Genomic DNA, 22727 nt, shown 5'->3' on the forward strand with positions numbered 1-22727 from the left:
ATCGGAAACGTTTCGGCCAACCGCCGCACCACAGTACAACGTTGTCACCGCCCGTACAGAGGGTTCGGCGCGCCGGGAGATCGGCGCGCTGAGAGTTATCCCGGGGTCCATGATTAAGTAACCGATCACGACTTCCTGCACCACGACTTCCCGGGGACCCGCGATGACCGACGAGCCGACCGGCGGTGACCTGTCCCGGTTGCGGCAGCTCAACGCGGCCAGCGTGCTGCGGGCACTGCGCGGCGGCCGGCCACTGACCCTGACGGAGCTGTCGAAGCGGACCGGCCTGTCCCGGGCCTCGACCGAGGACGTCGCCCGGGACCTGCTCGGGCGCGGCTGGGTGACCGAGATGTCGCCGGCCGAGGGCACCGTCGGCCGGCCGGCCCGTCGCTACCGCTTCCACGCCGAGGCGGGCCGGCTGCTCGGCGTCGACGTCGGCGGGCACAAGATCCTCGCCCTGGTCACCGATCTCGAGGGCGAGGTGCTGAGCCAGGCCCGGAGAGCGGTCTCCCCCGAAGCCGGTCGGCGCGAGCGACTGGCCGGGCTCGACGAATGCGTGGCCACGGCTCTGGCCGGCGCCGGGGTCAAGGCCGGCCAGATCTGGTCGACCGGGGTCGCGACCACCGGTCTCGTCGACGGCACCGGCAAGGTCATGCTCTCGGACTCGCTGCCGGAGTGGACCGGAGTCGACCTCGCCGCCCACCTGCGCCGACTCGTCCCTGGACCGGTTCGGGTGGAGAACGACTGCAAGCTCGCCGCCCTGGCCGAGACGTGGCACGGTGTCGCCCGGTACGCCAAGGACGTGGTGTTCCTGCTCGCCGGGCTGCGCACCGGGGCCGGCCTGATCATCGACGGGAAGCTGCACCGCGGCTTCGCCAACTGGTCGGGCGAGATCGGCGCGCTGCCCGCGGCCGGCTGGCTCCGCGCGCCGGAGCACCTGCGCGGCTGGCTGGGCTCGGGCGAGGAGGTCGAGCGCGTGTTCCTGGCCGCGCGGGACGGTGACCGGGAGGCGATGCGCGCGGTCCGCGGCTACGTCCGGGACATCGCGGTCGGCGCGTCCGCGCTCGTGCTCACCCTCGACCCGGAGCTGGTCGTCATCGGTGGCGGCTTCTCGCGGTCGGCCGACGTCCTGGTCGAGCCGCTCCGGCGCGAGCTGGACCGGTGGTGCCTGCGTACTCCCGAGATCCGCGTCTCGGCCTTCGCGGACCTGGGCGTCGCCGTCGGCGCCGTCCGCCTGGCCCTCGAAGCGGTCGACTCCACACTGTACAACGGGCCTGATCCGGCCTCCCCGACGCTGTTCCTGCGGGTCTGAAGCCTTGACATAGTTTTCCTGGACTCCATGATTATTCCCATCGCCCCGCCCAGCGAGAGGAACACCATGCGTCCCGTTCCGCGGTCCCTTCGATTACTCACCGGCGTGGTCGCCGGCGCACTGGTCACGGCACTCCTGGTGGTCTCCCCCGCGAGCGCCACGATCAGCGCCGGATCGGCGACCAACACCGCGACGACTGTCAGCTACCAGTTCTCCTTCACCGGCTCCCCGGCCTACCTCCGCGTGTATGTCGACACCGACCGGAACGCCGCCACCGGCTTCGCCCAGGGCGGTACGGGCGCCGACTACCTGCTCGAGAACGGGAGCCTGTACCAGCACACGGGCAGCGGCTGGAGCTGGTCCCTCGTCCGCTCGGTCACCTTCTCGAGTACGGGCGGAGTCGCGCGCTGGACCGTGAACCGTGCGGATCTCGGCGAGAGCGCTTCCCCGAACGACTCCGATCTCATCTTCCAGGTCGAGTCACCGCTGGAGACCTCGAGCAAGTACACCCACGTCTACAGCGGGGGCGGCGGGTCCGGGAGCACGGTGACCTACTCGGCCTCGACCGACAACTTCGCCAACCCCGAGCGCGGTTTCTACCACCACACCGGCGACTGCGACAAAGCCGACTTCTCGCAGACCACGCTGCAGAACTACCGGACCAGCCAGGGCATCTCGCTGGTGATGTGCGTGTTCTACCTGGCCGAGTACAAGAACGGCCCGATCGCGCAGGCGGCCCTCGACCAGTTGCAGCAGCAGATCGACACCGTCCGCGCGGCCGGTCTCAAGATGGTCCTGCGGTTCGCCTACACGACGTCGACCGCCGGGGACGACGCGACCAAGACCCGTGTCCTCGCCCACCTCGACCAGCTGGCGCCGTACCTGAGTTCCGGTAGGGACGTGATCGCGGTCGTGCAGGCCGGGCTGATCGGAGCCTGGGGCGAGTGGTACTACACGCAGAACTTCGGCAACGCCGGCACCATCACGAGCACCGACTGGACCAACCGCAAGGCCGTGACGGACAAGCTGTTGAGTGTCGTGCCGTCGAGCCGGATGGTGCAGCTGCGGACACCGAAGTTCAAGCGGACGATGTACTCGACCACTCCGGTGCAGTCGGCCGACGCCTACAACGGCTCGGCGCTGTCCCGGCTCGGTCACCACAACGACTGCTTCCTGGCCGGCCCGGACGACTACGGCACCTACGAGAACACCGCGGTGGAGTACCCGTACCTCCAAGCGGAGACGGCGTACGTCGCGATGGGCGGCGAGACGTGTGGGTCGAATCCACCGCGGTCGAGCTGCCCGACGGCGACCGGCGAACTCGCCCAGTTCCACTGGTCCTTCCTGAACACCGACTACGAGCCGACCGTGCTGAGCTCTTGGAACACGGGCGGCTGCCTGGCCGACGTCACCAGGAAGCTCGGCTACCGCTTCCGCCTGGAGACCGGCACCTATCCGGCGACCGCCTCACCCGGTGGCAGCCTGCCGGTGTCGCTGACCGTCCACAACGACGGCTACGCGACGCCGTTCAACCCCCGCACCCCCGAGCTGGTCCTGCGCAACACGTCGACCGGCACGAACTACAAGCTCGCGATGAGCTCCGACCCCCGCCGCTGGACAGCGGGTGCCTCGACCACGGTGTCGCAGACGCTCACGCTGCCCGCGAATCTTCCGGCAGGCTCCTACTCCCTCTTGCTCAACCTGCCGGACCCACTCCTGTCCACCCGCCCCGAGTACTCGATCCGTCTCGCGAACCAGGGCACCTGGGACGCCACGAGCGGAATGAACTCGCTCCTGCACACCCTCACCGTCAGCTAGTCCCCTAGGAGACGACAACCATGAGACGGCTTGCTGCAGGTCTTGCCGCGATCGGTCTGCTGTTACCGACGACCCAGGTGGCGATGGCCCACCCGAGTCCGGCCAGCACCCGGACCTACGCGACCACCGACGACGTGATCGCCAACCAGGAACTCGGTTTCTACCACCACACCGAGACGCACTACCGGGCCGACGGCACGGGCTATGTGCCGCTCAACCTGACCACCCTGCGGAACTTCCGGACCCAGGAGGACATCACCCAGATCCTCCGGCTGTTCTACCTGGAGAAGTTCTCCCAGCAAGATGTGATCGACAAGGCGTACCTCGACCTGATGCAGGCGGACTTCAACACCGCCCGCGCGGCGGGCGTCAAGATGATCGTCCGCTTCGCCTACGCGCTGCCGGGCCCGGGCTGGCCGCCGCCCACGCCGTACGGCGACGCGCCGGTGTCCCGCGTCCTCAAGCAGATCAAGCAGCTCACCCCGATGCTGCGTGCGAACTCGGACGTGATCGCGGTCGTCCAGGCCGGGTTCGTCGGGCTGTGGGGTGAGGGCTACTACACCGACTACTTCTCCGACCCGCAGGACCCGAGCGTGGTCACGGACCAGAACTGGGCCGACCGCAAGGCCGTCGTCATGGGCTTGCTCACCGCGCTGCCGAAGGACCGGATGATCCAGGTACGGACGCCGTACATGAAGCAGCGCATGCTCGGGGTGCCGACCGGCACCGCGGGAGCGCTCACCGCGGCGCAGGCGTACAACGGGACGCCGGTGGCGCGGGTCGGTCATCACAACGACTGTTTCCTGGCCAGCCCGGACGACTTCGGCACCTATCTCAGCGACCCGATCGAGCTGGACAAGGATTTCGTTGCCCAGGACACCAATTATGTGCCCGAGGGCGGCGAGACCTGCGCGGTGAACTCACCGCGGTCGGACTGGGAGTCGGCGTCGGCCGAGATGGCGAGACTGCACTTCTCGTTCCTGAACATCGAATACAACCGGGACGTCCTGGACACCTGGGGCGACAACCTCACGACCGTCAAGCAGAAGCTCGGCTACCGGTTCGCCCTCACCCAGAGCACGGTCACGACCAGGGCGCGGCCGCGTGACGACGTCCGGGTCGACCTGCGGATCCGCAACGACGGCTGGGCGGCTCCGTACAACCCGCGCCAGGTGCAGCTGATCTTCCAGAGCGACAAGCACACCTACAAGGTGAACGTCTCCGCCAACCCCCGCCGCTGGGGCGCCGGGACAACCACCACCCTCAACCTGAAGGTCCCCGCACCGCCGGTGCCGGGCAAGTACAAGCTGCTGCTCAACATCGCCGATCCGAAACTCCAGTCCCAGGCCCGACTGCCAGGTTCCAGCGAGACGTACAACTCGGTGTACGCCGTACGTCTCGCCAACGACGGAACCTGGCAGCCGGCCACCGGCTACAACGACCTGGGTCAGACGGTGACGGTCAGCTGACAGGAGTCCATGGACCGTACGGCGATCCCGGCGGCTGGTTCCGGGTCCACCACTTGGCCCGGTACCGCTTGTCCTTGTAGAGCACCACGTCACCGGTGTCGAAGATCCGGGATGCCGTCCAGATCGCCGTACCGTCCTCCGTCATCGCCAGCTCCTGCCAGGCGCCGTACGCGTCGCCTGGCGGGAGCAGGACACTCGCCCACGCGGCCTCGTACGGCTTGCCCTGGTACGAGACCTGGGCTCCGGCCCGGTAGAGCGTCTTCGCGTTCCAGGCCGGCGGCAGGTTGACGGTCAGCGTGACCGCGCCCTGGGCCGGTTCGAACGTGTCGCTTCCCGAGTACGACGCCGTCAGCGCATGGTTGCCCACGGCAAGACCGACGGGCAGCGAGAACGTCGCCTTGCCCGCGGACACGGGCGCAGTACCGCGGACCTTGGTGCCTTCGCGGAGTTCGACGGTGCCCGTCACCGGTAGGCCTTCCGCAGTCACGTTCACCGTGACCTTGGCCGCCGTACCCCACTGCACCGGCGCCGCGGCAACCGTCACCGTCGGCTGCCCCTTGCGCGTCCGGAACACGGCCGGCTGCGTCACCGCGACCCCGTCGTCAGCACTCTTGGCCGACACGATCCAGGCGTACGACGTCGCCGGCGACAGACCGGACCACGTCGTACTCGCGGTGCCGTTGGCGACCACGCTGTCGGTCCCGATCACACCGGTCGGCACGTACGCCGCCAGCGAGTCGGTCGAGAACGACGTCTTGCGGGTGGTCAGGTCGACCGGCAGGGTCAGGTTGTCCTCCGCACCGTTGTACCGCGGCTTGGTCTGGCTGCCGTCCTGGCGGATGTCGTACTCGGTCGCCCCGAAGTTGTTCAGGAACGGCGAGTACGTGTCGATGTGCATCTCGGCACGCTTCACGTCGAACTGCAGCAGCCGCAGGAAGCTCGCGCCGAACTGCAGGCGGTCGGTCGCCTTGTGATCCGGCGTGCCGTCGCCGTTGACGTCGATGTTGCCGGCGGCATCGACCAGTCCGGGCCAGAGCTCACCGGCGGCCACCGTGTAGAACTGGTAGTCCGCGAGCAGCTCGACCACGTCGTGCGCGACGGTGACACCGACGTTGGTCTTCAGGTTGGTGCCCACGCCGTGCTCGTGACCGGCCAGGACCAGGAAGACGTTCGGGTTGTTCTCGACGACCTGCTTGTACAGCGGCGAGCCGTCCGGCGTGGAGAAGCCGGTGTCCCGGCCGTCCGGGTTCGTCGACGGGCGCAGGTAGTCATGCGAGAGCAGGATCCCGTTGCGGTCCTTGTACCGCTTGAAGATCGAGTCGGCCCAGTTCGCCTCCTCCGGCGTCACGCCGTACGACAGGCCGATCGCGACGAAGTCCAGACCGCCGGCCGAGAACAGCACGTAGTTGTTCTGGTTGTCCCGGCCCGGGGTGATCGAGCCGTCCGGGTTCACCTTCTCGTCCCACGCGTGGTAATCGGCGCCGGCCGGCCACGCCTGCGACACCTCGCGGTACCGGTCGGCGCTGAACATCTTGCTGAACCGGGAGTCCGGTCCGGTCTCCGCGCCGAGCTGGTTGTCGTGGTTACCGGCGATGACCTGGTTGATCACGCCCTTCTTGTCCAGGATCGCCTGGTAGCTGGACGCGAGTGCCAGTTCCTTGTCGACCTCCGCGTTCAGGCCGGGCCGCTGCAGCGTGCCGTCCGGGTTCTTGGCCAGCGGGTCGTAGTAGTCGTTCTCGATGATGTCGCCGGTGTGTGCGGCGTACGCGATCTTGCGGCCCGCGCTGTTGTCCGCGATCCACTGCACCTCGTTGCGGTACGCCGCGGCCCAGATCGCCTGCTCCTCGGCGGTCATCACGTCGCTCGGCTCTTTGACACCGTCCCAGTCGTCGTACGTGCCACCGGCCGCACCCTCGGTCAGGTACTGGGTGTCGGTGAAGTGCGCGATCGAGAAGTCGTACGTCGCGGGGTCCTCGAAGTGATCCTTGTCGTTCTGCGCCGACGCGTCCCGCGGCGACAGGTCGTCGGCGAACGGGTCCTCGCCGGTCACCAGCACGTGGACGACATTGCCGTCGCGGTACTGATAGGCGACCTGCGTGGTGAGCACGGTGCTCTGCCCGGCCTGGCCACGGCCGCTGGTGAGCGCGTCCCACTTCTTCGCAGCCGGATCCCAGACCCGCAGCGCCACGACGCGCTTCGGGTCGACCGTGCCCTCCCAGCGCAGAGTCGGCGTACTGCCCTTGGCGCCGAGGTCGAGGTCGTAGCGCTGGAAGACCACGTCCCGGCCAGAGGCCGTGTCGATCGTCTGGCCGTCGAGCGGGCGCAACGAGTCGACCTTGACGTTCTGGTCGTGCGCGACGTCGAGCGTGGTCGGCACCGCGGCCGCCTCACCCTGGTAGCCCGCGGACGGGATGACCACGTCGGCCTTCGTGAACGTCGCTGTCAGCGGTACGCCGTCCTCCCCCGGGATCTTCGCGGACAGCGCGGCCGACTGCTCGTTGACACCGGTGACTGTCGCACCGAGGTCGGTCGGGACGTCGGGGATGCTCGCACTGCTGAAATGGATCTCGCGCGTGGCCGTGTTCCCCAGGGTGTCGGCCGCGGTCACTGCGATCGTGTGGGCACCGGCCGGAAGACCGTGGCCGATCTGGTCGCCCTGCTTGACCACCTTGCCGTCGAGCGTGATCACCGGCGTGCCTGCGATGGCCGATGCGTCCTTGACGTTGACCATCAGCGCCACGGTCGAGGTGAGTCGCTGGCCCTCGGCCGGGACGCTGCTCTCGACCACCGGAGCGGTGTTGTCGACGGTGAACCGGCGGGTCGCGGTCTTGTCACCGACGATCGCCTCGATGGTGTGCGCGCCGTCCGCGATCGCGGTGGTATCGACGTCCGCCCGCCGGCCGAGCGCCGTACCGGTGACGTCGAACAGGATCGTCTTGCGCAGAGCGGCGTTGAAGCTGCTGCCACAGGTGCCGTCGCCCAGGTAGACCGTCACCGGCGTGCCGACCGGGTAGGTCGCCGAGCCGATGGTGACGTTGCTCTCAGCAACTTCCTTCGTCAGCTGCGTGGCGTTCGCACCGTTCGGGGCGAGCTCGAAGTCGCGCAGGGTGAAGTCGTCGTAGTTGTCGCAGCCGCCCGGCTTGGCGCTGCCGTGGTCGGTGCCGGCCACGAACTCGAGCACGTTCACACCGGGGACCAGCCACTCGTTCGGGAAGGTCAGGTCCGCGGTCTCCTTCTCCCACACACCGAGATCCAGCGGGATGCCGTTGATCAGCACCTTGTTGTCGTAGCCGTTGTCCGACCCGTTGCCGCCGACGAACACCTTCAGGTGCGCGTCGTTCCGACCCCCCAAGGTGTCCACCGTCCTGGTGGTCGGCGCATCCGCGATCGTGAAATGGAACTCGGCCTCCTTGTTCGGGCCACACGTGCCGTCGCCGAGCGCCAGGATCGCATCGCTCGTCGCGGTCTTCGTGGTGGTCGAACCGGTCGTGGTCAGGAGGTAGGTCGTGCCGCGCGTGATCGACCTGGTGGCGCTGAGCGCGAGGCTCGCCGTACTGATCCTGAAGTCGTCGTGGTTCGCGCAGGTCGCGCCGTTCAGCGTGCCGTTGTAGTCGCCGGTCCTCACCTGGACTACGTTGTCGCCGGACTTCAGGAAGCGTTGCGGGAGCTTGATCGAAGCCGCTTCCGCGCCGCTGACGCCGTAGTCGCCACCGAGGTCGACACGGTTGCCGTTGACAAGCAAGTAGTTGTGGTACTTCGCCTCCGCGGAGTTGCCCGCCTCGACGGTGATGCCGAAGGTCGCCGTCCCCGCGGCCAGGGTCTCGGCGTTCTCCGCGGGCTTGCCGTCGATCGCGAGGGACTCGACCGTGCCTTGGCTGCCGACCGGTACGGCGGCGATGACCGGCTGCTCGCCCTTCACCACGGTCCCGTCGGCCGGGGTCAGCTTGGCGGCGCCGGCCGGGGCGTTGTTGACCTGGATGGTGGCGATCGTGGTCGCCCCGGACGCGGTCGTTGCCGCGATGGTGTGCTCGCCGTTGGCGAGCTGCGTCGTGTCCAGGTCCTTGCGGAGTCCCGCCGTACTGCCGGGCTCACCGGACACGACGAAGGTCAGGTCCTGGGTGAGGAGGTGCTTCGCACTACCGCAGGTGCCGTCGCCGAAGCTGTAGCTGAAGTCGTTCTGCTCGCCGTCGATCGCGATGCCGAGCAGGCTCAGGCTGATGCTGCTCAACGGGAAGTCGTCGTAGTTCGGGCAGCGGCCGCCTTCGCCGTAAGGGAGTACTTCGTAGCCGACGGCGGCGGTGTTGGTGGTGTCGACCCAGGCCGCGCCGGCGTGCACGGTGACGGTGTTGACGCCGGTGTGCAGCCACTCGCCGGGCAGGTCGAGGCGGCCGTTGAGCCCGCCCGCGATGTCCGGGAAGTACACCTTGTCGGTCCGGCCGTTGACGGTGAGGAAGTTCTTGTACCGCGCCTCGGTGCCGTTGCCGCCCATGTCGAACGCGAAGTGCGCCGTACCTGCGGTCCGGTCCGCGTCGACCTGCTGTCCGTCGACCTTCAGCGCGACGACCGAGTCGTTCTCCGCGGTCGGCTCGGCGGTGACGGTCGTCGTACCCTCCAGCGTCTGACCGTCGTGCAGGTTGAGCGCCGGCGCGCCGGTCGACTCGGCCGCCGCGGCCGCCTCCGCGCCGGAGGTCGTCGAGATGATCGCGGCGCCGGAACCGGCGACGAGCGCAACCGCCACCAGGACCGAGGCGGTGCGCAGCCGTCGCCAGCCTGTGCGCAGTCGGTGGGTCATGTTTCTCCTTAGGGCGGTGAGATGTCAGGCGGTGCGATGTCAGGCGGTGAGCTGGATCGCGGCGAGCGCGGTCATGACGACGCCGGCCAGCGTGATGCCGGCGGCGGCGAGCAGAGGCGCCACGTGCGTGGCGACGTGCAACAGGTGGTGCGACCGGCCGCCGCGGACGACGACCGTGCTGCCCGCGACCGCGAGCAGACCGACGGCGAACAGGACCACGGCCATGCCGAGGCCGAACGTGATCACGAGCAGCAGCGCGAAGCCGGCCCGGCCGAGGAACAACCCGGCCACCAGCACGAGGAACGCGGACGGCGACGGGGTCAGACCACCGGAGATCCCGAGCAGCAACAACCCCGGCCGCGAGGTCTCCGCATGCCCGTGCCCGTGCCCGTGCCCGTGGCCCTTCTGGCGATGGCGCCTGAACAACCAGAGTCCGGTCATCACCACGAGCAAGCCCCCGATCAACTGCAAGGCGGTGGTGAGCTGCTCCAGGTGAAGGAAGTCAGAGAGCGAGAGGAACGTCCAGGCCACCCCGATGATCAGCACACTCAGCGTGTGCATCACGGCGACCGATCCACCCAGCCAGGCGGCATCCTGGACCCGTCCCCGCTCCCCCACGAGGTACGCGGCCGCGAGACTCTTGCCGTGCCCAGGCATCACCGCATGCCCGGCCCCCGCAGCGAACGCCAGCACAAAGGCGATCGGCGGCACACCGGGCGAGTGAAGGAAGCCCTCGAGCTGGTCGGCCAGGCTCATGCGGGACTCCGCCGCCTGATGCGCCGAACACCAACCACGGCGGCGGCGGTCAGCAGCAACACGCCACCGACCACCGCACCAAGCTGCACGGCTGCGCTTCGGCCAACACCCGACGCGGTCGCCGTCCCCAGCGTCCACTCGTGGCTGTCGTTGCCGTCGCCGTACACCGCGCGCGTACCGTTCGGTCCCGTCGCCAACGTCTTGTACGCCGGGTTCAGATCAGTCAGCGTCCGCACCTTGACGGTGACCGCGCCAATCGGCCCGGGACAGGTGTAGTCGATCGCCACACCGCTCTTCGTCACATCACCCGGCGGTTGCACCGAACCCGTGCACTGGTCTCCGCGACTGGCGACCGTGATCTGCCGCAGCAAGTAGCCGGTGAACTCGGCCGACGGCCCGATCGCCACCGCATCCGCCGGCTCGAAGATCACCGCGCCGTCCATCATCACCCGGTCGCGTGGCAACACGCCGAGCGCGACCCCGAGCAAGGTCAGATCGTCGAGACCGCCGACCTTCCAGCGCACATGAACGACGTCACCCGCGCCCGCGATCGTCACCGTCTGCGGATCCCCGAACGGATGCGCCGACGCCGGCTGAATCCCGGCGAACAGCACCATCAGACCGGCCAGGCACGCGCACAGCCGTCGTCGGTACACAGGCAAGGTCAACGCTCCGGATGCTCACAGTCCCCGATCCCCACCGCGCGACACGCGCGATCGGGCCGGACTCTGTCAACGCCCAGGGAACGCACACCCCCACTCCGGGGGCGCCCAGGCAACCGCCAAGTGAACGATTGCCTGCCACCTCAGCCAATCAGAAAATCAGCAACTTACGCCGACGGAGCCGCGGGTGTGTCGTGGGGAATGCCGGCGGCGGCGTAGGCGTCGGCTTCGTCGAGGGTTTCGTGGGCGAGGAGCTGTTCGGCGATGGAGTCGAGGCGGTCGCGGTTCTCGCGGAGCAGGCGCCGGGCCTCGGCATAGCACTCCTCGATCAGGCGGCGGACCTCCTCGTCGACGGTGTTGAGCAGCTCGTCCGAGACGCCGGCCATCCGCGCGTCCCCCTCGGACGGCAGGACCGACACCGGGCCGATCGCCTCCGACATCCCCCACCGGCCGACCATCGAGCGAGCGATCCGCGTCGCGCTCTCGAGGTCGCTCTCGGCGCCGGTGGTGACCACCCCGAGCACCTCCTTCTCGGCCGCCATCCCACCGAGCGCGCCGATGATCCGCCCCCGCAGATACTCCGTGTCGTACCCGTACCGATCCATCTCCGGCGTCGACAGCGTGACACCGAGCGCACGTCCCCGCGGGATGATCGACACCTTGCGCACCGGGTCCGCGCCGACCTGGATCATCCCGAGCAGCGCGTGCCCGCCTTCGTGGTACGCCGTACGCCGTCGCTCCTCCTCCGGCATCACCACGTTGCGCGCCGTCCCGAGCTGGATCTTCTCCAGCGCGTCGGTCAGGTCCCGCTGGACGATCTCGAACCGCCCCTGCCGGGCCGCGGACAGAGCGGCCTCGTTCAGCAGGTTGGCCAGGTCCGCGCCGGTCATGCCGGGTGTGGATCGCGACATCGCGCCCAGATCGGTGTCCGCGGCGAGCGGCTTCCCGCGCGCGTGCACCCGGAGGATCGCCTCGCGGCCCTTCTGGTCCGGTGCGTGCACGGTGATCGTCCGGTCGAACCGGCCGGGCCGGAGCAGCGCCGGGTCGAGGACGTCGGCCCGGTTCGTCGCGGCGAGGGTGACGACACCCTCATGGCCGGAGAAGCCGTCCATCTCGGTCAGGATCTGGTTGAGCGTCTGCTCGCCCTCGTCGTGGCCGCCGATCGACCGGGCCCCGCCGCGAGCACGCCCGATGGTGTCGATCTCGTCGATGAAGATGATCGCCGGCGCGACCTTGCGGGCCTCGCCGAACAACTCCCGGACCCGGCTCGCCCCGACCCCGACGATCATCTCGATGAACTCCGAGGCGCTGGCCGAGAAGAACGGTACGCCGGCCTCCCCGGCGGTCGCGCGGGCCAGCAGTGTCTTGCCCGTGCCGGGCGCACCGGCCAGCAGTACGCCCTTCGGGGCGCGCGCACCGAGCCGGCGGTACTTGCCGGGATCCTTCAGGTAGTCGACGACCTCTTCGATCTCGGCTTCGACCTCGTCGATCCCGGCGACGTCGGCGAACGTCACCCGGACGCTGCCGGGCTCGACCGGCTTCTTCTGCTGACCGCCGCCGAGCAGACTGCCGAGCCCGCCGCCGGCCGCGCGCTGGCGCCGGAACAACCAGAAGTAGAAACCGACCAGCAGCAGGATCGGCGCGAACGAGATCAGCAGGTTCCAGAGCACGCCGCGCTGCTGGGTCACCGGCGTCGCGCGGACCGTCGCCCCGCTCTTCTGCAGCGCCCCGAACAGATCGTCGTTGGCGAACGTCGGTCGCTCGGTGGTGAACTTCGTGTACGTCGAGTCACTCTTGCCCGGGACCGGTGCGGCCGCCTTCAGCCGCCCCTCGATGGTGTCACCGCGGGAGAACACCTCGGCGACGTTCTGCTTCTGCACCTGGGCGGTGAAGTCGGTGTAGGCGATGGTCTGCTCGCTGCCGGACATCTGGTCCTGCATCGTGGTCAGCAGGAACAGCAGCAGGTAGCCGCCGGCGATCCAGGCCGCCCACCGCAGCCATCGCGGCCGCCGCGGTTTGTCCCCGTCGCCGTGACCGGCGGGCAGACCCTCGGTCCGCCACGGTTTGTGCGACGACCGCTGGGACCCGTCGGGCCGCTCGCCGCGATCGGAGCCGCCGCCCCGGTCGGACGTCGGCTGGTCCTGCGGCGGCTGATCCTGCTCACTCATACCCGGCTCCGCTGGCTGGCCTCCCGCGCCTGGACACGCGGCTGGAACCAACATAGGACTTGACCATGCGTTCCGACATCGCGCCGGGCGGCACGTTCCCGGACTACGAGCTCCCCGACCACACCGACGTACCGCGCCGGCTCAGCGAGTTGCAGGGTGACGATCCGATGATCCTCACGCTCGCCCGCGGGCACTACTGCCCGAAGGAGCACCAGCAGCACCAGGAGCTCGCGGCCTTCTATCCGAAGATCGCGGTCTCGTACACGCAGATCGTGACGATCGCGACAGACGAGCACCACACGCTGCAGGAGTTCCGGGCGTCGGTGGGCGCGCAGTGGCCGTTCCTGTCCGATCCCGGGCGGATCGTCCAGCGGGATCTGGACATCCAGGAGTACACCGACCCGGAGAACGACCCGATGATCCCGCACACGCTCGTCCTGAAGCCCGGCCTCGTCGTGCACAGCATCTACAACGGCTACTGGTTCTGGGGCCGGCCGTCGATCAGCGAACTCTGGCAGGACCTTCGCGCCGTGGGCAGCGAGATCCGGCCAGACTGGGATCTGAGCAAACCCGGCCTGCGCGAGGCCTGGGAAGCCGGCGACCACTCCCACTTCCACGGCTGGGACAAGAAGGCCGCAGCCGAGGGCTGACCGCGTCGTACGCTGGCGCATGGTCACTCCACTGGTGCTCGACTGTGATCCGGGGCATGACGACGCGATGGCGCTGCTGCTGGCGATCGCCGATCCCGCGGTCGACCTGCTCGCGGTGACGACGGTCGCCGGCAACCAGACCGTCGACAAGTGCACGGTGAACGCACGACGGGTGCTGTCCCTGGCGGGCGTGAGCGATGTCCCGGTCGCGCGGGGTGCCGACCGGCCGTTGGCACGACGGTTGCGCATCGCGGACGACGTCCACGGGCAGACCGGGCTCGACGGACCGTTGTTCGACACCGAGCCGTCGGTGCCCGAGTCGCCGTCACCCGCCCACGACGTGCTGGTCGACGTACTGCGGAATCACCCGGCGCCGGTCACGATCGTGGCGACCGGAGCGCTCACGAACATCGCCCGGCTGTTGTCCGCCGAGCCGTCGCTGACCACGAGGATCGCCGAGATCGTCTGGATGGGCGGCTCCACGGACCGCGGCAACATCGCACCGCTCGCGGAGGCCAACGCGTACGTCGATCCCGAGGCGGCGGACCAGGTTCTGCGATCGGGGGTCCCGTTCACCATGTGCGGGCTCAACGTCACCCATCAGGCGCTCGTGACAGACGACGTCCTCGGTCGGTTCAACCAGCTCGGGACACCGCTGGCCGGGATCTGCGTCGAGTGGATGACGTTCTTCGCCTCGACGTACCGGAAGCTGTGGGGCTTCGAGGCGCCGCCGCTGCACGATCCGGTCGCCGTTGCCCGGGTCATCGATCCGGCCATCGTCGGCTGTGTCGAGGCGAACGTCGTGATCGAGACCCAGGGCGAATGGACCGCGGGAGCCACCGTGGTCGACCTGTTTCACTACACCGGCCGCCCTGCCAACGCGCGGGTGGCTATCGAGCTGGATCGTGAAGCCTTCTGGACCAAGATCGCAGAGGCCGTCGCCACCCTCGGCTAGATGGTGACAACCAGACGGCCGCTGGTGTCGCCGGTGGATTGACGCTGCCAGGCGGTGCCGATCTCGGCCAGCGTGACGGTCTCGTGGGCGACCGAGATCGCGCCGGTGGCCGCGTGCTGCAGTACGGCGGTCAGCGCGTCGCGGCGCTGGTCCGGGGTGATGGTGTTGTTCGTGTAGCCGAGGACACTCGCCGTTCGGCTGCGCAGTACGGACGACGAGAAGGTCGCCGCGTCACCGCCGGAACCGCCGAGGTTGACCAGGCGCCCGCCGGCGGCCAGTACCCGAGCGGCCGCCGTCGCGGCCACTCCGAAGACCGGATCGATCACCACGTCGACGGTCGCCGCGCCGAGGCGCCCGGTCAGCTCGTCCACATCGGTGCTGAAGGCAACCACCTCGTCGGCACCCGCGGCCAGCGCACGCTCGCGGGCCGCGTCCGATCGGCACACGGCAACGACGCGCGCGGCGCCGAGGACCCGGGCCGCGCCGATGGCGACCTGGCCGACCGCGCCACCGCCGCCGAGCACGAGCACCTGCTCGCCCTCGCGGAGCTGGGCCCGCCAGGTCAGCGACATCCACGCCGCCACCCCGGACAACCCGAGCGCGGCGACCCCCGGGTCCGGGACCGCCGTATCCAGCGCCACCAGATCGGCATCGGGTACGGCGCACCGCTCGGCGAAGCTACCGTCCCCCGCGGCCATTCCAGCCGAGGTCGCGAAGAACACCTTCGTCCCGGGTGCCATCACCTCGGACTGCTCGACCACGCCGACCCCTTGAACGCCTGGCACATAGGGGAGCGCCGGCTGACCGAAGTACGACGTACCGGACGCGCACAGCAGGTCCAGCGGTACGACGGGTGCCGCGGTCACGCGGACGACGGAGTTCCCCGCCGAGGCGACCGGGTCCGGGTGTTCACCGTGGGACGGTGGTTCGCCGTGGGTGTGCAAGACGGCAGCGCGCACCGTGATCTCCTTAGGTGGCGATATCGGGATACGGCAACGACAGATGCTGCAGCGCGCGGCCGTACGCCTTCTGGTATTCGAGCGGCCCATGATCGCGCTCGAACATCGCGATGAACAGGGTCAGCGTGAGGAACGGGTGCGCACCGAGCCCGAACAGCGCGACATGATCGTGCTCACGTAACGCGGTCCGCTCCTCGTCGGTGAACGCGAGCCAGGTGGAGCGCTCACCGGTGTGGCAGTTGAGGATCTGGTTCGCCAGTTCCGCCTCCCACCAGGCGACGGTGCCGGCCGCGTCCTCGCGATAGCGCTCGACCAGGTCCGGGTCGCGGTCGACGGTGTAGAGGAACTTGTCCAGCAGGTACTTGCTCATGCCGGCACTCCGTTCGGGTACCAGGTGAAGTAGGCCTCCATGGTGTGGAAGAGGTCGAGCGAGTCCACGTGGTCCGCCTTCGCGCCCGCGCCGGCCACCCCCATCATCAGCATGAAGTCCATGAACCCGTGGGTGGCGTTGCCCGGCTGGTGCAGGCTGTCCAGCGTGACCTCGGCGAGGCAGCCGTCCAGGTCACCGCTCGCGATCCAGTCCACCGCCTTGCGATCGAACTCCGGATCCGGCCCGTGCGCGCCGAACTGCCGCGGCCCGCCGAGCTCGAGCGACAGGTGCCCGGTGCCGATGATCGCCACCCGCGCGTCGATCGGCCACGACTCGACCAGTTGCCGGATGGTCCGGCCGAGCTCGACGAACCGGCCCGGCCGGGGCAGCGGCGGCGCGAAGATGTTGGTGTAGATGGGCACGATCGGCAGGTCCGCCTCGGGGCGGAGCGTGATGATCGGGCAGGTGATGCTGTGGTCGATCCGCAGTTCGTTGCTGAAGGCAAGGTCGAAGCCGGCGTCCAGCCCGTTGCGCAGGATGTGCCCGGCCAGCCGCTCCTCCCCCGCCAGCGTCATCCGCGGCAGCCCGAACTCGCGCTCCTCGTTGTACCAGTTGGCGTCGAAGTACGGCGCCTTGCCGACCAGGAACTGCGGCATGTTGTCGAGCCAGAGCTGGTGGAAGTGGTCGCTGCCGACCATCACCAGGATGTCCGGCCGGGCCTTGGTGAGCGTCTCCCGGAACGCCTCGATCTTCGCCACCCACTCGTCGGCGAACGGCGGCCGGTCGGCACCGGTGGCGGTACTCGCGCGGTAGTAGAACGGGTGGTGCGTGGAGGCGATGACCGCGGCGACGGTGGCCATGTGGTTCTCCTTCAGGTTGCGGGATCGACGTACACCGCGTTGCGGTCGACGGTCAGGTAGGCGTCCATGCCGATCGGGCGGCGGCGTTCCTCGGCGATCTGACCCAGCAGACCGGCCGCCCTGGCCAGCAAGGCGAACCCACGCAGCAGCTCGACCGGCAGGCCGAGGTCGGCGAGCGCGGCGCCGCAGACCCCGGCACCGTTCAGCGGAAGCTTGCGGCCGAGCACCTGCTCGTGCACCCGCCCGATCGCCTCGAAGAGCTGCAAGTGGGGTCCGCGAAGGCCTTCCTCCGCGGCGATCCCGATCAGGACGGGTGTCCGCGGGTCCTGCACCTTGTGCACGGGATGTCCGAGGCCAGGGATGTACTTCCCGCTCGCCTTCGCCTGCTGCACCACCTCCAGCGCGAGTGCGTCCCACCCGGCGTCATCGGCCGGCTCCTCCCGCCCTTCCAGCGCCTGATGCAGGAACATCCCGCAGTCCTCGGTGACCCCGAGGAAGCGGGAACCCCCGCCGAGCAGGCCGGCGGCGAGCGCACCTTGGAGCGAGTCGGGTGCCGACAGGTAGGTGAGGCGAGCGGCGATCGCGGTCGGTGTGAAGCCGTGATCGGCCAGCGCAACCAGCACGGCCTCGAAGACGCGCGTCTCACCGGGGGTCGGCCGCCGCAGGGCGACCAGCCAGAACGCCAGCTCACCGAACCCGACCTTGCCCATCAGATCGGCGGTGAGGTCCTGTCCCAGCAGGCGGATCTCGTCGGCGGTCGACGTACCCAGCGAAGTCGGGAAGCTCATGTGGTCAGCCACTTTCGTAGTTCGGCGCCGTGCTCGTCCAGCTCCGGCGGCGGCAGCCGGTACGACGCGGCGCTGCCGGAGAACGTGATCGGGTTCCGCACGGTCGGGATCGAGCCGACGGTGACGACCGGATCCAGGCCGATGTCCTCGGCGAAGGCCACTCCGCCGTCGACGGTGTTGATCGGACCGCAGGGCACCCCCGCGGCGATGATGTCGCGGAACCAGTCCATCCGGGTCCTGGTCCGCAACCTCTCCACCAGCAGCGGCCGCAGCTCATCCCGGTTCGCGGTGCGCTTCTCGTTGCGGTCGAAGCGCGGGTCGTCGGCCAGTTCCGGGACGCCGAGCACCTCGGTCAGCCGGCGGAACTGGTTGTTGTTCCCGGCCGTGATGATCAGGTCCCCGTCGGAACAGGGCAACGGCTCGTACGGGAAGAGACTGGGGTGGCTGTTCCCCATCCGCATCGGTACGACGCCGCCCGCGACGTACGCGCTCGACTGGTTGACCAGGCCGGACAGCGCCGACGACAACAGGTTGACCTCGACGTGCTGACCACGGCCGGTCTCGTGCCGGGCGTTCAGCGCGGACAGCACGCCGATGGTTGCGTGCAGGCCGGCCATCACGTCGAAGACCGAGATACCGGCCCGGAACGGCTCACCGCTCGGGTCGCCGGTCAGACTCATCAGCCCGGAGATCGCCTGCACGATCAGGTCGTAGCCGGGCAGCTCCGCGCCCTTCGGACCGGAGCCGAAGCCGCTGATCGAGGCGTAGATCAGCCGCGGGTTGCCGGTGGCAACGGTCTCGTAGTCCAGCCCGAACCGGGCCAGCCCGCCCGGCCGGAAGTTCTCCACCAGGACGTCGGCGCGCCTGGCCAGCTCCTGCGCGGCCGCCCGGTCGTCGGCGTCCTTCAGGTCGAGCGCGATCGACCGCTTGTTCCGGTTCACCGCCAGGTAGTACGTCGAGATCCCGTCGCGGACCGGCGGTTGCCAGGACCGGGTGTCGTCACCGCCGGGCGCCTCGACCTTGACCACGTCCGCGCCGAGGTCGGCCAGCAGCATGGTCGCGTACGGCCCGGCCAGGATCCGGGAGAAATCGGCGACCAGCAATCCGGACAGCGGACCCGTCACGCGACCTCCCCGAAGCGGATACGGACAGTTGTCCGCAGAACTCTGACCGCCTCAGTCTCCGACCATGATCCGGGCGGTGTCAACCGCCCGGAGACGAGACCTTGACAGCGCTCCCGACCGCTTCGATAGTGACCGTATCGCCCTGATGACCGTCAGGCGGACGTATGTCCGGGCACTCTTCTGGAGGGGAATCATGACCACTGCCGAGACGCCGCTGGCGGGCCGGCCGGTGCTGCTGCGCGGCGGGACCGTGCTGACCATGGACGACGACCACACGGTCGTCACCGACGGGGACGTGCTGATCGTCGACAACCGGATCGCCGCCGTCGGAAAGGCGCTCGACGTCCCCGAGGGCACCCAGGAGATCGACGCGACCGGCGGCATCGTGATGCCGGGCATGATCGACACCCACCGGCACATGTGGCAGACCGCGATGCGTGCGTACGGCGCCGACTGGACGCTGACGCAGTACTTCGTCTGGTACTACCTCGAGCACGGCAAGACGTTCCGGCCGGAGGACATCTACGCCGGCAACCTGACGTCGGCCTGGGAGTCCCTCGAGGCCGGCGTCACCACCACGGTCGACTGGTCGCACGGACTGCAGAGCGTCGGTCACGCGGAGGCCGCGGTCGACGCGCTCCGGGCCGTCCCCGGCCGGTTCGTCCTTGCCTACGGCAACATTCAGGCCGGTCCGTGGGAGTGGTCCGCCGATCCGGCCGTGCGCGCGTTCCTGGAGCGGCTCCGGGACGACTCCAGCCTCGGGCTCCAGCTCGCCTTCGACGTGACCGGCGACCCGGCCTTCCCCGAGCGCGCCGCGTTCGAGGTCGCCCGTGAGCTCGACCTCGGGGTGACGACGCACGCCGGGGTATGGGGTGCGACCAACGACGACGGCATCCGGCTGATGCACGAGAACGGCTTCATGACGCCGAAGAACATCTACGTGCACGCGGCGACCCTCGACACCGACTCCTACCAGCGGATCGCGGCCACCGGCGGATCGATCTCGGTCTCGACGGAGTCCGAGCAGAGCGCCGGCCAGGGCTACCCACCCACCTGGCAGGTCCGCCGGCACGACATCCCGGTCTCGTTGTCGATGGACACCAGCGTCTGGTGGAGCGGCGACCTCTTCAGCGCGATGCGGACGACGCTCGGCGCCGACCGGGCCCGCGAGCATCTCGAGGCGCACATGAAGGGCGCCACGGTGACCCACAGCCACCTGCGGGCCGAGCACGTCGTCGACTGGGCGACCCGCGGCGGCGCGCGGGCGCTCGGCCGGGACGACCTCGGCAGTCTCGAGCCCGGGAAGACGGCGGACGTCATACTGATCAAGAACGACGCGTCGCCGGTGTCGTTCCCGCTCGTCAATCCCTACGGGCACGTGGCGTTCCAGGCGCAGCGCGGCGACGTGCACACGGTGATCGTCGACGGCCGCGTGGTGAAGTTCGCCAACCGGCTGGTGGGTTGCGACCTGGCCGCCGTACGCAGTGGCGTCGAGGCGACCGTCGACTACCTCCGCGCGTCGCTCGGCGAGGAGGCGTGGGCGAGCGGCATGAACCCGGAGCTGCCGAAGGGCGAGGTGCTCGACAACCCCTACCAGTACACCGAGTACAAGTCCGACTCGACCCGCGAGGCCCGCGGCACCATCTTCGGCGAGCCGGGGTCGTAGGCTCGGGCCGGCCGATCGACAACCTTGGAGGAACGCTGATGGCAGGACGCGGCGCGGGCCCGGACTTCGTCGAGTCACTGGCGCGCGGCCTGGACGTGCTGGCCTGCTTCGACGCAGACCACCGGACCATGTCCCTGAGCGAGGTCGCGGCCGCGGCCGGCCTCGCCCGGCCGACCGCGCGCCGCCTCCTGCTGACGCTCGAGGAACTCGGCTTCGTCCGTACCGTCGACGGCGCCTTCCAGCTGACGCCGAAGGTGCTGACCCTCGGTATGGCGTACGTCGGGTCCCTCGGGCTGTGGGACATCGCGAAACCGCATCTCGAGGCCCTCGTCACCCGCACCGGCGAGTCGTCCTCGATGGCCCAGCTCGACGGCTCCGACATCGTCTACGTCGCGCGGGTGTCGGTGCCGAAGATCATCGCGCTCCGGGTCGACATCGGCACCCGCTTCCCGGCCGCCCAGACCTCACAGGGAAAGGTCCTGCTCGCCGCCCTCTCCCCCGACGAGCTGGCCGGCGTCCTCGCGCAACCGAGCCGGGCCGGGCTGCCGCCGTACATCGGGCGGACCGCGGAGCAGCTCCGCGACGAGCTCACCGAGATCCGGGCGCGCGGGTGGGCCCTGGCCGACGAGGAGCTCGCACCCGGCGTCCGCTCGGTGGCCGCGCCGGTCCGCGACGGCACCGGCACGGTGCGCGCCGCGATGAACGTCACCGTCCACGCCGCGGAGACCTCGACCGAGAAGCTCCTCCACGATCACCTCCCGCAACTCCTGCGCACCGCGGGTGACGTCAGCGCCGAGTGGGCGCTCTGGCAGTCCCGTCCGCACGTCGAGGTCGACCAGCCCGGCCGCCAAACGTCCGCTTGACCCTTTCACTCAGCGGAAGGGTGATGTCCTGACGAGGCTCGCCGTTCCTAGCGTCGGTACATGGTGCTGCTCTCGCCCGATCTGTGGGCCGAAAAGATCTTCGTGAACTCCTGGACGCCGGGGTCGGCCGGTGTACGAGCCGTGGTCGAACCGGCGACCGGCGACCAGCTCGGTGCGATCGGCCTGGCCGCACCGGAGGACGTCGTACGCGCGTCTGCCCGGGCGGCGGCCGCACAACGGGAGTGGGCGGTCGCTGCGCCCGCCGAACGCGCCGCGGTGCTCCGCCGGGCCGGCCTACTGTTCGAGCAGTACGCCGATGAGATCCAGGACTGGCTGGTCCGGGAGGCGGGATCGATTCGGCCCAAGGCGGCGGTGGAGACCGATACCGCGGCGGCGGAATGCTTCGAGGCGTCCGCGCTCCCGACGCATTCGATGGGCCACGTGCTCCCGGCGGCCGACCACTGGTCGTTCTCGCGCCGGCGTCCGGTCGGTGTCGTCTCGGTGATCGCGCCCTTCAACTTCCCGCTGATCCTGTCGATCCGCAGTGTCGCGCCGGCTCTGGCACTCGGGAACGCCGTACTGCTGAAGCCCGATCCGCGGACCGCGGTCTCGGGCGGCGTGGTCCTGGTCAGGATCTTCCAGGAGGCCGGGCTTCCGCACGGACTGCTGTCACTGCTGCCAGGCGGACCGGACATCGGCGAAGCGGTCGTGACCGCGCCCGAGGTGTCGGTGGTGTCGTTCACCGGCTCCACCAGAGCCGGCCGGATCGTCGGCCGGACCGCCTCGGAACACCTCAAGCGCGTCCATCTCGAACTCGGCGGCAACAGCGCGCTCGTCGTCCTGCCCGGCGCGGACCTGGCGAAGGCCGCCAGCGCCGGCGCCTTCGGCTCGTTCAGCCATCAGGGCCAGATCTGCATGACCACCGGCCGCCACCTGGTCCACCACTCGCTGCACGACGACTACGTCGGACTGCTGGCGGAGAAGGCGTCCCACCTCCCGATCGGCAATCCCGCCACCGAGCAGGTTGCCCTCGGCCCGGTCATCGACGCGGGCCAGCGCGACCGGATCCACGACCTCGTCAACCGGACCGTCACGGCCGGTGCGACGCTCGCCGCCGGCGGCCGGTTCGACGACCTCTTCTACCGTCCGACCGTGCTGTCATCGGTCACGCCGGAGATGCCGGCGTACGCCGAGGAGGTCTTCGGGCCGGTGGCCCCGGTGGTGCCGTTCGGCTCGGTCGACGACGCGATCAAGCTCGCCGCGGATTCGCCGTACGGGCTGTCGCTCGGCATCCTCGGCGACGTCGGCCTGGCCATGACGGTCGCCGACGCGGTCCCGGCCGGCATCGTCCACATCAACGAGCAGACCGTCGGCGACGCCGTCAACGCGCCGTTCGGCGGCCTCCGTGGCTCCGGCACCGGCGCCCGCTTCGGTGGCGCGGAGGCCAACATCGAAGCGTTCACCGACACGCAGTGGCTGACTGTCCGTCCCGAGATCGCGCCCTATCCGTTCTGA

At 69.4% G+C, this 22727-nt stretch carries 17 protein-coding genes; 8 read left to right on the forward strand and 9 right to left on the reverse strand.

Going from position 1 to position 22727, the window contains the following annotated elements; translation table 11 throughout:
• Positions 1–163 precede the first annotated feature (163 nt).
• The 3 genes from ACZ6O0_RS04675 (at position 164) to ACZ6O0_RS04685 (ending at position 4599) form a co-directional block, all read left to right on the forward strand.
• Complete coding sequence (locus tag ACZ6O0_RS04675) at positions 164–1312, forward strand: ROK family transcriptional regulator (RefSeq protein ID WP_465763441.1); 1149 nt, start codon at positions 164–166, stop codon at positions 1310–1312.
• Positions 1313–1378: 66 nt separating this feature from the next.
• Positions 1379–3130, forward strand: coding sequence for a DUF4832 domain-containing protein (locus tag ACZ6O0_RS04680; RefSeq protein WP_465763442.1), 1752 nt, complete (start codon positions 1379–1381; stop codon positions 3128–3130).
• A 20-nt stretch (positions 3131–3150) separates the two neighbouring features.
• Positions 3151–4599 (forward strand): DUF4832 domain-containing protein, encoded by a 1449-nt coding sequence (locus tag ACZ6O0_RS04685; RefSeq protein WP_465763443.1) that lies wholly within the window; start codon positions 3151–3153, stop codon positions 4597–4599.
• On the opposite strand, the gene ACZ6O0_RS04690 is transcribed toward ACZ6O0_RS04685, so the two are convergent.
• The 4 genes from ACZ6O0_RS04690 to ftsH form a co-directional block, all read right to left on the reverse strand.
• A complete protein-coding gene (locus ACZ6O0_RS04690) occupies positions 4592–9391 on the reverse strand; it encodes an Ig-like domain repeat protein (protein ID WP_465763444.1) in 4800 nt (1599 codons plus the stop codon). The genes ACZ6O0_RS04685 and ACZ6O0_RS04690 overlap by 8 nt on opposite strands.
• A gap of 39 nt (positions 9392–9430) precedes the next feature.
• A complete protein-coding gene (locus tag ACZ6O0_RS04695; protein WP_465763445.1) occupies positions 9431–10147 on the reverse strand; it encodes a cobalt transporter in 717 nt (238 codons plus the stop codon).
• Entirely contained in the window at positions 10144–10815 is a 672-nt protein-coding gene (locus ACZ6O0_RS04700) for a hypothetical protein (RefSeq protein WP_465763446.1), read from the reverse strand. The genes ACZ6O0_RS04695 and ACZ6O0_RS04700 overlap by 4 nt, the downstream gene beginning before the upstream one ends.
• A gap of 161 nt (positions 10816–10976) precedes the next feature.
• Complete coding sequence (gene ftsH, locus ACZ6O0_RS04705) at positions 10977–12977, reverse strand: ATP-dependent zinc metalloprotease FtsH (RefSeq protein ID WP_465763447.1); 2001 nt, start codon at positions 12975–12977, stop codon at positions 10977–10979.
• Positions 12978–13042: 65 nt separating this feature from the next.
• On the opposite strand from ftsH, the gene ACZ6O0_RS04710 reads away from it, so the two are divergent.
• Positions 13043–13627 (forward strand): redoxin domain-containing protein, encoded by a 585-nt coding sequence (locus ACZ6O0_RS04710; RefSeq protein WP_465763448.1) that lies wholly within the window; start codon positions 13043–13045, stop codon positions 13625–13627.
• Positions 13628–13646: 19 nt separating this feature from the next.
• Positions 13647–14582: a nucleoside hydrolase gene (locus tag ACZ6O0_RS04715; RefSeq protein ID WP_465763449.1), complete on the forward strand. Its 936-nt coding sequence runs from the start codon at positions 13647–13649 to the stop codon at positions 14580–14582.
• On the opposite strand, the gene ACZ6O0_RS04720 is transcribed toward ACZ6O0_RS04715, so the two are convergent.
• Genes ACZ6O0_RS04720 through ACZ6O0_RS04740 form a run of 5 tightly spaced genes read right to left on the reverse strand, consistent with a single transcriptional unit; the run spans position 14579 to position 18683 of the window.
• Positions 14579–15541, reverse strand: a complete 963-nt coding sequence (locus ACZ6O0_RS04720; RefSeq protein WP_465763450.1) for a quinone oxidoreductase family protein — start codon at positions 15539–15541, stop codon at positions 14579–14581. The two genes, ACZ6O0_RS04715 and ACZ6O0_RS04720, sit on opposite strands and share 4 nt — an antisense overlap.
• 10 nt (positions 15542–15551) lie before the next feature.
• Complete coding sequence (locus ACZ6O0_RS04725) at positions 15552–15911, reverse strand: hypothetical protein (protein WP_465763451.1); 360 nt, start codon at positions 15909–15911, stop codon at positions 15552–15554.
• Positions 15908–16771 carry a DODA-type extradiol aromatic ring-opening family dioxygenase gene (locus ACZ6O0_RS04730; protein WP_465763452.1) on the reverse strand — a complete coding sequence of 288 codons (864 nt, stop codon included), beginning with the start codon at positions 16769–16771 and terminating at the stop codon, positions 15908–15910. Before ACZ6O0_RS04730 ends, ACZ6O0_RS04725 begins: the two co-directional genes overlap by 4 nt.
• An 11-nt stretch (positions 16772–16782) precedes the next feature.
• Positions 16783–17559 (reverse strand): citryl-CoA lyase, encoded by a 777-nt coding sequence (locus ACZ6O0_RS04735; RefSeq protein WP_465763453.1) that lies wholly within the window; start codon positions 17557–17559, stop codon positions 16783–16785.
• Positions 17556–18683: a CaiB/BaiF CoA transferase family protein gene (locus ACZ6O0_RS04740; protein ID WP_465763454.1), complete on the reverse strand. Its 1128-nt coding sequence runs from the start codon at positions 18681–18683 to the stop codon at positions 17556–17558. Before ACZ6O0_RS04740 ends, ACZ6O0_RS04735 begins: the two co-directional genes overlap by 4 nt.
• 193 nt (positions 18684–18876) lie before the next feature.
• Between ACZ6O0_RS04740 and ACZ6O0_RS04745 the strand changes: the two genes are divergently transcribed.
• From ACZ6O0_RS04745 to ACZ6O0_RS04755, 3 genes are read left to right on the forward strand one after another with little or no spacing between them, the layout of a single operon-like run.
• A complete protein-coding gene (locus tag ACZ6O0_RS04745; RefSeq protein WP_465763455.1) occupies positions 18877–20349 on the forward strand; it encodes an amidohydrolase family protein in 1473 nt (490 codons plus the stop codon).
• Between the two features lie 38 nt (positions 20350–20387).
• The gene (locus tag ACZ6O0_RS04750) at positions 20388–21212 is read left to right on the forward strand and encodes an IclR family transcriptional regulator domain-containing protein (RefSeq protein WP_465763456.1); all 825 of its coding nucleotides are present in this window, start codon (positions 20388–20390) and stop codon (positions 21210–21212) included.
• Between the two features lie 60 nt (positions 21213–21272).
• Positions 21273–22727, forward strand: coding sequence for an aldehyde dehydrogenase family protein (locus ACZ6O0_RS04755; protein WP_465763457.1), 1455 nt, complete (start codon positions 21273–21275; stop codon positions 22725–22727).

It is taken from the genome of Kribbella sp. NPDC048837, from assembly GCF_055586945.1.